Source organism: Burkholderia sp. BCC1993, assembly GCF_905339865.1.
In the GTDB taxonomy this organism is placed as follows: Bacteria; Pseudomonadota; Gammaproteobacteria; order Burkholderiales; family Burkholderiaceae; genus Burkholderia.
Map to the genome: position 1 here is coordinate 25,816 of NZ_CAJPGZ010000012.1, position 12,995 is coordinate 38,810.

At 67.1% G+C, this 12,995-nt stretch carries 12 protein-coding genes; 7 read left to right on the forward strand and 5 right to left on the reverse strand.

The features are described 5' to 3' along the window. Positions 1-4: 4 nt before the first annotated feature. The 5 genes from rqpS to U4Y91_RS20830 form a co-directional block, all read right to left on the reverse strand. Positions 5-820, reverse strand: coding sequence for a quorum system sensor histidine kinase RqpS (gene rqpS, locus U4Y91_RS20810; RefSeq protein WP_321806674.1), 816 nt, complete (start codon positions 818-820; stop codon positions 5-7). A gap of 416 nt (positions 821-1,236) precedes the next feature. After that, positions 1,237-2,007 carry a ferredoxin--NADP reductase gene (locus U4Y91_RS20815; RefSeq protein WP_321806675.1) on the reverse strand — a complete coding sequence of 257 codons (771 nt, stop codon included), beginning with the start codon at positions 2,005-2,007 and terminating at the stop codon, positions 1,237-1,239. A gap of 358 nt (positions 2,008-2,365) precedes the next feature. After that, entirely contained in the window at positions 2,366-3,181 is an 816-nt protein-coding gene (locus tag U4Y91_RS20820) for an endonuclease/exonuclease/phosphatase family protein (RefSeq protein WP_321806676.1), read from the reverse strand. Between the two features lie 5 nt (positions 3,182-3,186). After that, complete coding sequence (locus U4Y91_RS20825) at positions 3,187-3,675, reverse strand: hypothetical protein (RefSeq protein WP_321806677.1); 489 nt, start codon at positions 3,673-3,675, stop codon at positions 3,187-3,189. Positions 3,676-3,821: 146 nt separating this feature from the next. Beyond that, positions 3,822-4,550: a nitroreductase gene (locus U4Y91_RS20830; RefSeq protein WP_321806678.1), complete on the reverse strand. Its 729-nt coding sequence runs from the start codon at positions 4,548-4,550 to the stop codon at positions 3,822-3,824. A gap of 227 nt (positions 4,551-4,777) precedes the next feature. On the opposite strand from U4Y91_RS20830, the gene U4Y91_RS20835 reads away from it, so the two are divergent. The 7 genes from U4Y91_RS20835 to U4Y91_RS20865 all read left to right on the forward strand — a co-directional run bounded on the left by U4Y91_RS20835 (position 4,778) and on the right by U4Y91_RS20865 (position 12,993). Continuing rightward, the gene (locus tag U4Y91_RS20835; protein WP_321806679.1) at positions 4,778-5,758 is read left to right on the forward strand and encodes an AAA family ATPase; all 981 of its coding nucleotides are present in this window, start codon (positions 4,778-4,780) and stop codon (positions 5,756-5,758) included. A 151-nt stretch (positions 5,759-5,909) separates the two neighbouring features. Beyond that, complete coding sequence (locus U4Y91_RS20840; RefSeq protein ID WP_321806680.1) at positions 5,910-7,019, forward strand: NAD(P)/FAD-dependent oxidoreductase; 1,110 nt, start codon at positions 5,910-5,912, stop codon at positions 7,017-7,019. Positions 7,020-7,191: 172 nt separating this feature from the next. Beyond that, positions 7,192-7,503, forward strand: a complete 312-nt coding sequence (locus tag U4Y91_RS20845) for a high-potential iron-sulfur protein (protein ID WP_021163765.1) — start codon at positions 7,192-7,194, stop codon at positions 7,501-7,503. A gap of 191 nt (positions 7,504-7,694) precedes the next feature. Further along, positions 7,695-9,002, forward strand: a complete 1,308-nt coding sequence (locus tag U4Y91_RS20850) for an MFS transporter (RefSeq protein ID WP_257774007.1) — start codon at positions 7,695-7,697, stop codon at positions 9,000-9,002. A gap of 312 nt (positions 9,003-9,314) precedes the next feature. Next, positions 9,315-10,943, forward strand: coding sequence for an ABC transporter substrate-binding protein (locus U4Y91_RS20855; RefSeq protein ID WP_321806681.1), 1,629 nt, complete (start codon positions 9,315-9,317; stop codon positions 10,941-10,943). A gap of 117 nt (positions 10,944-11,060) precedes the next feature. Further along, on the forward strand, positions 11,061-12,071 hold the full coding sequence (locus tag U4Y91_RS20860; RefSeq protein WP_044848855.1) for an ABC transporter permease subunit: 1,011 nt from the start codon (positions 11,061-11,063) through the stop codon (positions 12,069-12,071). A gap of 4 nt (positions 12,072-12,075) precedes the next feature. Further along, positions 12,076-12,993: an ABC transporter permease subunit gene (locus U4Y91_RS20865; protein WP_226117612.1), complete on the forward strand. Its 918-nt coding sequence runs from the start codon at positions 12,076-12,078 to the stop codon at positions 12,991-12,993. Positions 12,994-12,995 lie beyond the last annotated feature (2 nt).

Genomic DNA, 12,995 nt, shown 5'->3' on the forward strand with positions numbered 1-12,995 from the left:
GACCTCACGAAAGCGACGCGCGGCGCGCGGCGGCCGGCACCGCGAACAGCGAGTCCCACGCGAAGCGCGCGATGACGCGCGTGCCGCGGCCCGCTTCCGGCGCACGCGCGTCGAAGCTGCCGCCGAACGCCTCGCAGCGTGCGCGCATCCCGGCGAGGCCGTAGCCGGCGCGCCGGCTGCGGGCAAAACCGGTCCCGTCGTCGGTGACGATCAGGGACAGATGCGTGTCGTCCGTGTCGATCTGCACGTCGACGGACGCCGCGCGCGCATGCTTCGCGACGTTCGACAGCGCTTCCTGCGCGACGCGGAAGATCGCGAGCGCGCCGGCACCGCCGAGTTGCGTGAGCCGCGCGTCGGCCGCGCAGACGAAGCTCGTGCGCAGGCCGGTGCGGGCCGCGTGGCTGTCGGCCCACGTCGACAGTGCGCCGACGACGCCGCCGTCGAGTGCCGGCGTGTCGCGCTCGTCGATCAGCCGGCGATTGGCGTCGGTCGCGGCGTCGAGCGACCGCTGTGCCAGCTCGAGCGCGCGCAGGCAGCCGTCCGGCGCATCGGCCGGCAGCCACGTTTGAACGTTTGCGAGCGCGAAACGCGCAGCGGTGAGTTCGGCGCCGAGCCCGTCATGCAGCTCGCCGGCCAGATGGCGGCGGGCCGCTTCGTCGGCGGCCGTCAGCTGAAGGGACAGCGCCGCGATCCGGGCGGCGGACGTGTCGCGGTTGGGCAGGGCTTCGGCCACGGGGGCGGCCGCGTCGTCGCCAGGCACGCGCGGCTGCGACGGGAACGGGGCGTGGGCGCCCGGGGGCGCGTTGAGCGACGTATCCATGACTCTCCCTGCTGTCAGAAAGCGGTTCGGGCACCGGCTGGCTGCGTGGATCGGCTGCCGTTTCGATGACGGTCGCCGCCAGAGAATCGCCCCTTGCCGAGGTAACATAAGTTACAACTTGTAACGTTTGAGTCCGACCCTTCAATGACCGTCCCGACGGCCACCACGCGGGCCGAATAATATCTCAAAAATTTTGAAAAGGTCATGTCGGACGGACGTTTAAGGGTAAATGTGAATAATCGGAATGAAGTTGGCTGTAGGAAAAACACCGACACGAAAGCACCGGGGCTGCCCGTATCCAAATGTAACGATTTGACATGGAATGGTCCCAGTTTGTTACGAATTCGCCAAGTGGGGACGAAAAAAAACCGGAGCTTTTGCTCCGGTTCTTGATACGGCACAAATTAGGGGTTCGATCAGTCCACGAATGCGCGTTCGATCACGTAGTGACCCGGCGCGCTGTTCTTGCCTTCGACGAGGCCGGCCTGCTTCAGCAGGTCGGTCGTGTCCTTCAGCATCGCGGTGCTGCCGCACAGCATCACACGGTCGTTTTCCGGCGAGAACGCCGGCACGCCGAGGTCCGTGAAGAGCTTGCCCGTCGCGATCAGGTCGGTGATCCGGCCCTCGTTGTCGAACGCTTCGCGCGTGACCGTCGGGTAGTAGACGAGCTTTTCCTTGATGATGTCGCCGAGATACTCGTGGCCCGGCAGGTCGTGCTTGATGTAGTCCATGTACGCCAGCTCGCCCTTCAGGCGGCAGGTGTGCGTCAGGACGACCTTGTCGAAGCGCTCGTAGATGTCCGGGTCGCGGATGATCGACATGAACGGCGCGAGGCCCGTGCCGGTCGACAGCATCCACAGCGTCTTGCCGGGCAGCAGGTTGTCGGCGACGAGCGTGCCGGTCGGCTTCTTGCCGATCAGCACCGGGTCGCCCACCTTCAGGTGCTGCAGGCGCGACGTCAGCGGGCCGTTCTGGACCTTGATGCTGAAGAATTCGAGGTGCTCTTCGTAGTTCGGGCTGACGATCGAGTAGGCACGCGCGAGCGGCTTGCCGTCGACCTCGAGGCCGACCATCGTGAATTCGCCGTTGTTGAAGCGCAGGCTCGGCTCACGGGTGCAGGTGAAGCTGAAAAGCGTGTCGGTCCAGTGATGGACGGATTGGACGGTGGCGGTGTCGTATTTGCTCATGGCTTTGAAAACGGACGCGCGTAGCGAACGCGTGTAACGGGCCCAAAAACGGGCAAAAAACCGAGTGCGTCGGCCCGATCGTGGATCGGCCGGCCGGCGCGTCGGACACGCGCCTTCTCGATGACAGACGTTTGAGGAACTCGTTATTTTACCCTGCTTGGGGCAGATGCGGGCTTGACCCGCGCGGCTGCGCGGATTTGGCGCAACGAATTCTTGCAAATTGCTTTCAATGGTCGACAGCGAGCTTCGCGCCGCGAACACGCGGGTTCGGAACGCACACGCTTTCGAGCGGGTCAGGCAGGTGAACCGGCCGCTGCGATACGCGCGCCGGTAGTCGCGGGCATGCGGTGCTGCCGCGTCACTGCGGATCGAGGCGCAGCCGCGCGAGATACGGCAGGTGGTCCGACAGCCACGCGGTTTCGCCGGACGGTGCCTGCCATTCGAGCGGCGTCAGCCCGCGCACGAACATCTTGTCGAGCGCGAGCGCCGGGGAGAACGCGGGGAACGTGCGGCCCGACTGGCCGAGCAGCGTCGCGACCTCGGACAGCCCGATCTCGCCGAACAGCGCGACCGAATCGTTGCGCCAGTCGTTGAAGTCGCCGGCGAGCACGAGCGGGTCGTCGCCCGCGTTGCGCACGATCCAGTGCGCGATCCAGTGCATCTGGCGCAGCCGCGCCGCGCGCGTGAGCGCGAGGTGCGCGCACAGCAGCGTGACGGGCCGCGCGCCGGCGAGCGTCGCGCGCGCGACCAGCAGCCCGCGCCGCTCGAAGCGGTGCGCGGAGATGTCCCAGCGGCCGCCGAGGTCGAGCGGGTGCGGCGACAGGATCGCGTTGCCGTGCCGCCACGACGGCTTGAACACGTTCGGTCCGAGCGCGATCTGCCAGTCGAGCGCCTGCGCGATTTCGGTGGCCTGGCAGTGCCACACGTCGTCGACCGCGTCGTCCATCGGCGCGCCGAAGCCGGGTGCGAGCAGCGGACGCGGCATGCGGCGCGCCATCGCTTCCTGCAGGAAATACACGTCGGCGTGCGTCGACTGCATCCAGTTGCGCATCGCGTTCCATGCGGTGAAGCCGAGCGGCGAGCGGCCCTTGTGCAGGTTCCAGCTGACCGCGGTGATTTCGTCGGGCGCGGCGTGCGGTTCGGCGAACGGCAGGGACAGGGCGTCGGCGGACATGGCGCTCAGTCCTTCGCGACGTGCGCGCGCACGCGGTAGACGAGATGCGGGCGCTGCTCGACGAGCGTCCAGTCGGTCCATGCGTCGCCGCCGACCGACAGCCCCGGATGGCTCGCGACGATCTGCCGCGGCGACGCGGGCACGCACGGATCGCTGCGCGTCGCGTTTTCGTCGTCGAGGGTTTCCTGCACGTCGAGCGCGAGCGACACGGTGTGGGCGGCGTCGTCGACGGTGAGCGGCGCGACCGTCACCGAGCGCGAGCGCTCGGTCGGCACGACGCGCGCGGCGTTGCCGCAGCCGACGGGCACGGCGGACGGATAGCGATGGGTGTCGGTGCGGGTCTGACCGACGGTGGTGCGTTGCTGGAACGTGTCGATCGTCTGACCGTCGCGCACCACCTGGATCTCCCATGCGACGGCTGCCGGTGCGGCGCTCTGCGCATGGGCCGCGAGCGCGGCGCTCGCGAGCAGGACGGCCAGGCCGTGTTTCAGCATGAAACTTCTCCGGAAACGCGGGGTAGCGGGGAACGGACGCACATCTTACGCCCGATCGATCCGGACGGTGGCGCGACAGGACGCGTCGCCGCGGGTTCGCAGCACGATTTGGTCCTGATCGAAAGGTAGGTGCGCGTCACGCGTTTTCAAGCGAAAAAGCGCGCGAACTCGGCGACGCTCGCGCGCTCGGTGACGAGGCGGTTCTCGATCGCGTGCGGGTCCGCATGGCCGAGCGACATCCCGCAGACGAGTTGCTCGTTGGCCGGGATGCCGAGTTGCTCGGCGACGATCCGGTGGAACGGCACGAACGCGGCCTGCGGGCAGGTGTCGAGGCCGCGTGCGCGCGCGGCCGTCATCACGCCCTGCAGAAACATCCCGCAGTCGAGCCACGCGCCGTGCGTCATCACGCGGTCGAGCGTGAAGAACAGCGCGACCGGCGCATCGAAGAAGCGGAAGTTGCGCGCGTGCTGCGCGTGCATGCGGGCCTTTTCGTCGCGGCCGATGTTCAACAGACCATACAGGTCCCAGCCAACCTTGCGGCGCCGGTCGATATACGGCGACACCCATTCGCGCGGATAGTAGTCGTACTCGGCGACGTATTTCTCGTCGCGCGCCGGATCGTCGTATGCCGCGGTGAGGGCCGCGGCGAGTGCGTCGCGGGTCGCGCCGGTCGCGACGTACACGTGCCACGGCTGGATGTTGGTGCCCGACGGCGCGCGGCTCGCGGCTTCGAGGATCGCCTCGAGCGTGTCGCGCGGCACGGGCGTCGGCAGGAACGCGCGAATCGCGCGGCGCGATTTGAGCGCGGCGTCGACGGCGTCGACAGCGTGGATCGCGTCGGTATCGACGCGCGGGGCAGCAGCGGGGACGGACATCGGCAACCCTTCGAGACGAAGCGCGCGGCGCCGCGCGGGCGCCGTGGCGAGGCCGGCGCGACGGCCGGTGAACCATCGATCATACGCCGCGCGGCGCGATGCCGCAGTGCGCGCACGGTGTTAGCAGCAGACCTCGGTGGCTGCTTGCTTGCACGCCGATGCGGGATCGCTACACTGAAATCGTAAGGGTCTGATGATCGTGTGACAGCAGCGGTGGCGAGGTTGGTATGACGACGGCGATGGTGAAACAGGAACTGGCGGTGGCGTCCTTCAGCACGGTGTACGACCTCGAGCAGGTCGAGACCGCGTTGAACGACCTGAACGAGAGCGCGAGCGACGCGCTGCGCGCCACCTACGAGCGGATGCTCAAGACCGGCAATCTGCGCTTTTGCGTGAAGCCGAACCGGATGCCGTCGTTCGACGAACTCGGCGACGCGTTGCCCAATTTCACCGAGCCGCTCGGCGACGTGCGCAAGCAGGTCGCACTGTGCCTCGAGACCGACGACCGGCTCGAACTGATGCCGATCCTGCTGCTCGGGCCGCCCGGCATCGGCAAGACGCATTTCGCGAAGGCGCTCGCGCAGCTGCTCGGCACCGCGTACCACTACGTGCCGATGAGCTCGCTGACGGCCGGCTGGATCCTGTCGGGCGCGTCGTCGCAATGGAAGAACGCGAAGCCCGGCAAGGTGTTCGAAGCGCTCGTCAACGGCAGCTACGCGAACCCGGTGATCGCGGTCGACGAGATCGACAAGGCGGGCAGCGACGCGCAATACGATCCGCTCGGCGCGCTGTACGCGTTGCTGGAACACGACACCGCGCGCGCGTTCGTCGACGAATTCGCCGAGGTGCCGATCGATGCGGGCAACGTGATCTGGGTCGCGACCGCGAACGATGCGCAGGCGATTCCGGAGCCGCTGCTGAACCGGATGAACGTGTACGAGATCGCGCCGCCGGACGCGGCCGGCGCGCGCCGGATCGCGCAGACGATTTACGACGAGATCCGCACGTCGCACGCGTGGGGGCGGCGCTTCCCCGACACGCTCGACGACGACGCGCTCGACGTGCTGGCCGCGACGCCGCCGCGCACGATGCGCCGTGCGCTGCTGCATGCGTTCGGCGCCGCGCGGCTCGACGGCCGGGACGTGATCGCACCGTCCGACATCCGCGCCGACGAGGGCGCGGCGAAGCGCCGGCCGATCGGGTTCTGAGCCGGCGGCGCGCGCCTCGCCGCGGCCTGCGCGCGTCGCGCCGTGCGGCGCGGCGCACGCGACATGCAGATGCAAGTGCGTTCGGCAGGCGGGCAAACCGGGACGTACAATTCTCTTCTCTCCCCTCGACGCGTGAGCGACGCGAAACGCCATGGAGCAGATGGATTGTGTGGTGATCGGCGCGGGTGTCGTCGGTCTTGCGATTGCGCGGGAACTGGCCGCGCGCGGACGCGAAACGATCGTGCTCGAGGCGGCCGACGCAATCGGCACGGGCACGAGTTCGCGCAACAGCGAGGTGATTCACGCGGGGCTCTACTACTCGCGCGGCTCGCTGAAGGCGATGTCGTGCGTGCACGGGCGCGACCTGCTGTACGAGTTCTGCGAAACGCGTCACGTGCCGCACCGGCGCGTGGGCAAGCTGCTCGTCGCGACGAGCGCCGCGCAGGTGAAGCAGTTGAAGGCGATCGCCGCGCGCGCGGCGGAAAACGGCGTGCTCGACCTGATGCCGCTCACGCGTACCGAGGCGCAGACGCTCGAGCCCGCGCTCGATTGCGTGGAGGCGCTGTTTTCGCCGAGCACCGGCATCGTCGACAGCCACCAGCTGATGCTCGCGCTGCTCGGCGATGCGGAGCGCGACGGCGCGATGTGCGCGCTGAAATCCCCGGTCGAGTCGATCGACGTGTTGCGTGGCGGCCGCTTCGTCGTGCGCACCGGCGGCGACGCGCCGACCGAAATCGAGGCCGCGTGCGTGATCAACAGCGCGGGCCTCGGCGCGCAGGCGCTCGCGCGCCGCACGCGCGGCCTCGATCCGCGCTGGGTTCCGCCGCTCTATCTCGCGCGCGGCAACTACTTCAGCTTGTCCGGGCGCGCGCCGTTCTCGCATCTCGTCTATCCGATGCCCGACCGCGCGGGGCTCGGCGTGCACCTGACGCTCGACCTGGCCGGGCAGGCGCGCTTCGGCCCGGACGTCGAGTGGATCGATGCGCTGCGCTACGAAGTCGATCCGGCGCGCGCGCAGGCGTTCTACGCGTCGATCCGCACGTACTGGCCCGACCTGCCGGACGACGCGCTGCAGCCGGCCTATGCGGGGATCCGGCCGAAGCTCGCGGGGCCCGGCGAGCCGCCGGCCGACTTCATCGTGCAAGGCGCGGCGCAGCACGGCGTGCGCGGCCTCGTGAACCTGTTCGGCATCGAGTCGCCGGGGCTGACCGCGTCGCTCGCGCTCGCGCAGCGCGTCGCCGACATGACGTCTTATGGCTGACGCACACGGCCCGCATCCTGCGGGCCGGCCGTGCGAAACCCGGGGCGAGCCCCCGTGTGAAATCCCTTATCTCCGGCATTTCGGCGCGCACATTTATGCGCTTGAGCGTTATTCTGTTGAACGGCCGTCGCCAGAACGGCTTTCAAACCGATAACGTTGGAGCGAGTCCCCCATGAAAACATCCCGTCGGAGTTTCCTGATCACGAGCATCGGCGCCGTGTCTGCGCTGGCGCTGTCGCGCGAAGCGCTGGCCGATGCGCCGATGCTGTCGGAAACGGATCCGACCGCCGTGGCGCTCGGCTACAAGGCCGATGCCACCAAGGTCGACAAGACGAAGTATCCGAAATACGCAGCGGGCCAGGATTGCGCGGCCTGCATGCTGTACCAGGGCAAGAAGGGCTCGGCGTCGGGCCCGTGCGGCGCATTCCCGGGCAAGCAGGTATCGGCGAAGGGCTGGTGCAGCGCATTCTCGAAGATGGGTTGATGCCCGCGGCGGCATCGTGCGATGCCGCAATGTGGCGAAAACCGCAAAACGCCCGCCATCGGACGATGGCGGGCGTTTTTTATGCTTGAAAACGGTTCCGTCGCTTTCTACACTCGCTGCAAACCAACGCGCCGCGGGCCCTCCGCGCGCCGCGCCACCCGATACGGCGAATTCACGAGAACGAGGCTCGCATGGCGACGATTGCGAATTCAACGAAAACGATCCGGCCCGAGCGCGCGCTGAACCGCCGCGCGGTAGTCGCCGCCGTGATCGGCAACGCGCTCGAGTGGTACGACTTCACGGTGTTCGGCTTCATGACCGTCGTGATCGCCGAACTGTTCTTCCCGACGACCAGCGAATACTCGTCGCTGCTCCTGACCACCGCGACCTTCGGCGTCGCGTTCTTCATGCGCCCGATCGGCGGCATCGTGTTCGGGCTGTACGCCGACCGCGCGGGCCGCAAGGCCGCGCTGTCGCTCGTGATCCTGCTGATGACGGCCGGTATCTTCCTGCTCGCGATCGCCCCGCCCTATGCGGCGATCGGCATCGGCGGCCCGCTCCTGATCGTGCTCGGCCGCCTGCTGCAGGGCTTCTCGGCGGGCGGCGAATTCGGCAGCGCGACCGCGCTGCTGATCGAAGCCGCGCCGTTCTCGAAACGCGGCTTCTACGGCAGCTGGCAGATGGCGAGCCAGGCGGGCGCGCTGCTGATCGGCGCGCTCGTCGGCGCGGCCGTCACGCGCGGGCTGTCGCACGACGCGCTGCGCAGCTGGGGCTGGCGCGTGCCGTTCATCCTCGGGCTCGTGATCGGCCCGATCGGTTTCTACATCCGCCGTCATCTCGCCGATTCCGAAGCGTTCCTGCATGCGCAGCAAAGCGCACGCCGCGCAACGCTCGGCGAAGTGTTCACGCGCCATCCGCGCGAGGTGCTGTGCGGGCTCGGCTCGGTGATCGCGCTGACGGTGACGGTCTACGTGCTGATCAGCTATTTGCCGACCTTCGCGGTGAAGCAGCTGAAGCTGCCGTACGCGCAATCGTTCTATGCGGTGATCATCGGCAACCTGCTGTTGATGGTGCTGTCGCCGGTCGCGGGCGCATGGTCGGACCGCATCGGCCGCAAGGGGCTGTCGCTGTGGTCGCTCGGGCTGACGCTCGTGCTGATGTATCCGCTGTTCGCGTGGCTCGACGCGGCGCCGAGCATCGCGCGGCTGATCGCGGTGCAGGCCGTGCTGTCGGTGACGCTCGCCGGCTACTACGGGCCATTCGGCGCGATGATCGCCGAGCTGTTCCCGGCCAACGTGCGCTCGACCGGGCTGTCGATCGCGTACAACGTCGCGGTGATGCTGTTCGGCGGTTTCGGGCAGTTCATCGTCACGTGGCTGATCAAGGTGACGGGCACGCCGCTCGCGCCGACCTATTACGTGATGGCGGGAATCGCACTGTCGATCGTCGCGGTCGCGTTCGTGCCCGCGCGCAGCGCGGATCTCGACGCGCCGGCCTGACGGTTGCATTGCAGCGCATGCATCGTTTCGGCAGCCGCAACGATGCGCGGCGTGGCCCCGAACACGGCGCGACAACCCTTCGCGTACGCGCCCGAATTGTTTAGTTGTCGAACGAAACATGCGCGGGATGAACGAAATGGCCGCTCGCGCGCGCAGAGGCACTTTTCGCGTGCGCAAGACATCGGCAAAAACCCGCGTGGATGCGTCTAGAAGAGTTTTTTCTCCAGCTTGTTGCAAAATCGCTAGCTCAAGTAATATCCGCGTACCCGGCCCCCTGGGGGACCGGTTCCGATCTGGAGACCTGGAGGAAACATGGAATACAACCGTCTGTTGCACACCCTGCGTGTTACCGCCATCGCAGGCGTGGCAGCGGCATCGCTCGGCGTCGCGGGTTCTGCATTCGCACAGATCCCGAACAAAACGCTCGTCTACTGCTCAGAAGGCAGCCCGGCGGGTTTTGATTCCGCGCAATTCACGACCGGCGTCGATTTCACCGCCGCCACGTTCACCGTCTACAACCGCCTCGTCGAATTCGAGCGCGGCGGCACCAAGGTCGAACCCGGCCTCGCCGAGAAGTGGGACGTCTCGTCCGACGGCAAGGTGTACACGTTCCACCTGCGTCATGGCGTGAAGTTCCACACGACCGACTTCTTCAAGCCGACGCGCGAATTCAACGCGGACGACGTCGTGTTCTCGTTCGAGCGCATGCTCGATCCGAACCAGGCGTTCCGCAAGGCCTACCCGGTGTCGTTCCCGTACTTCACCGACATGGGCCTCGACAAGCTGATCGCGAAGATCGAGAAGGTCGATCCGTACACCGTGAAGTTCACGCTGTCCGAGCCGAACGCGCCGTTCATCCAGAACATGGCGATGGAATTCGCGTCGATCCTGTCGGCCGAATACGGCGACCAGCTGATGAAGGCCGGCAAGGCCGCCGACATCAACCAGAAGCCGGTCGGCACGGGCCCGTTCATCTTCCGCAGCTATACGAAGGACGCGACGATCCGTTTCGACGGCAATCCTGATTACTGGAAGAAGGGCGCGGTGAAGCTGTCGAAGCTGATCTTCTCGATCACGCCCGACCCGGGCGTGCGCGTGCAGAAGATCAAGCGCAACGAATGCCAGGTGATGAGCTATCCGCGTCCGGCCGACATCGCGACGCTGAAGGCCGACTCGGGCATCGACATGCCGTCGCAGCCGGGCTTCAACCTCGGCTACCTCGCGTACAACGTCGAGCACAAGCCGGTCGACAAGCTCGAAGTGCGTCAGGCGCTCGACATGGCGATCAACAAGAAGGCGATTCTCGAATCCGTCTATCAGGGTGCCGGCCAGGCCGCCAGCGCGCCGATGCCGCCGACCCAATGGTCGTACGACAAGAACCTGAAGATGGCCCCGAACGACACCGAGAAGGCGAAGGCGCTGCTCGCGAAGGCAGGCTTCCCGAACGGTTTCGACATCACGCTGTGGGCGATGCCGGTGCAGCGCGCATACAACCCGAACGCCCGCCTGATGGCCGAGATGATCCAGGCCGACTGGGCGAAGATCGGCGTGAAGGCGAAGATCGTCACGTACGAGTGGGGCGAGTACATCAAGCGCGCGCACACGGGCGAGCAGGACACGATGCTGATCGGCTGGACGGGCGACAACGGCGACCCGGACAACTGGCTCGGCACGCTGCTCGGCTGCGAGGCGATCAAGGGCAACAACTTCTCGCACTGGTGCTACAAGCCGTTCGACGAGCTGATCCAGAAGGGTCGCACGACGACGGGCCAGGACGCGCGCACGAAGATCTACACGCAGGCCCAGCAGATCTTCGCGCAGCAGCTGCCGTTCTCGCCGATCGCCAACTCGACGGTCTACCAGCCGGTACGCAAGAGCGTGGCCGACATGCGCATCGAGCCGCTTGGCTATGCGCGTTTCGACGGTGTCAGCGTGAAGTAACCGGCCTGGCGTAAGCTGTCGTCTTGAGAAGACCGGCTTGAAATCATCCGGCGGCGAGGGGCCAAAAGCCCCTCGTCGCCGGTCGTACATTTCCCACAAGAAAATACGAGACGCATCATGTTCACATTCGTGTTGCGCCGCGTGGGCATGGTGATCCCGACCTTCATCGGCATCACCATCCTGGCGTTTGCGCTGATTCACCTGATACCGGGCGACCCCATCGAAGTGATGATGGGCGAGCGTGGCGTCGATCCCGCGATGCATGCGGAGGCAATGAAACGGCTCGGGCTCGACCAGCCGCTGCCCCTGCAGTACATCCACTACATCGGCCGGGCGCTGCATGGCGACCTCGGCACGTCGATCATCACCAACACCAGCGTCGCGGGCGAATTCTTCGCGCGCTTCCCGGCGACCGTCGAACTGTCGCTGTGCGCGCTCGTGTTCGCGCTCGCGGTCGGGCTGCCGGCCGGCGTGATCGCCGCGCTGCGGCGTGGCTCGGTCGTCGATCATGGCGTGATGGGCACGGCGCTCACCGGCTACTCGATGCCGATCTTCTGGTGGGGGCTGATCCTCATCATGGTGTTTTCGTCGTACCTCGGCTGGACGCCCGTGTCGGGCCGCATCGCGGTCGAATACGACTTCCCGCATCCGACCGGCTTCATGCTGATCGACGCGCTGCTCGCACCCGACGAAGGCGCGTTCAAATCGGCGGTCAGCCACCTGATCCTGCCGGCGATCGTGCTCGGCACGATCCCGCTCGCGGTGATCGCGCGGATGACTCGCTCGTCGATGCTCGAAGTGCTGCGCGAGGACTACATCCGCACGGCGCGTGCGAAGGGGCTGTCGCCCGTGCGCGTGGTCGTCGTGCATGCGCTGCGCAATGCGCTGATTCCGGTCGTCACCGTGATCGGCCTGCAGATCGGCACGCTGCTGGCCGGCGCCGTGCTGACCGAGACGCTCTTTTCGTGGCCCGGTGTCGGCAAGTGGCTGATCGACGCGATCGGCCGCCGCGACTATCCGGTCGTCCAGGGCGGCATCCTGCTGATCGCGACGCTCGTGATCGTCGTGAACCTGGTCGTCGACCTGCTGTACGGCGTGCTGAATCCGCGCATCCGCCACACGAGGTAATTCCATGAGCAATCTGCAAAACACCCTGCCGAGCGAATCCGCGCCGGCCGGCGGCCGTGCGCTCGCGCTGCGCGAGTTCTGGGCCAACTTCTCGCGCAACCGCGGCGCCGTCGGCGCCGGCATCGTCGTGCTGGTGCTGATCCTCGTCGCGCTGTTCGCGCCGCTGATCGCGCCGCACAGCCCGGTCGAGCAATACCGCGACTACGTGAAGATCCCGCCCGCATGGCTCGCCGGCGGCAACTGGCAGTTCATCCTCGGCACCGACGAAGCGGGCCGCGACATCCTTTCGCGCCTGATGTTCGGCGCGCGCATGTCGTTCTGGATCGGCTTCGTGTCGGTCGTGCTCGCGCTGATCCCCGGCATCGTGCTCGGGCTGGTCGCCGCGTTCTTCCAGAAATGGGCCGACACGCCGGTGATGCGCATCATGGACGTGCTGCTTGCGCTGCCGTCGCTGCTGCTCGCGGTCGCGGTCGTCGCGATCATCGGCCCGGGCCTCACCAACACGATGTTCGCGATCGCGATCGTCGCGCTGCCGGCCTACGTGCGTCTCACGCGCGCATCCGCGCTCGGCGAGCTGCAGAAGGAGTACGTGACGGCGTCGCGCGTGGCCGGTGCCGGCACGCTGCGCCTGATGTTCTCGCAGGTGCTGCCGAACTGCACGGCGCCGCTGATCGTGCAGGCGACGCTCGGCTTCTCGTCGGCCATCCTCGACGCGGCCGCGCTCGGCTTCCTCGGCCTCGGCGTGCAGCCGCCGACCGCCGAATGGGGCGCGATGCTCGCGTCCGCGCGCGACTACATCGACAACGCATGGTGGATCGTGACGATGCCGGGCCTGTCGATCCTGATTTCGGTGCTCGCGATCAACCTGCTCGGCGACGGGCTGCGCGATGCGCTCGATCCCAAACTGAAGCGGATGGCGTGACC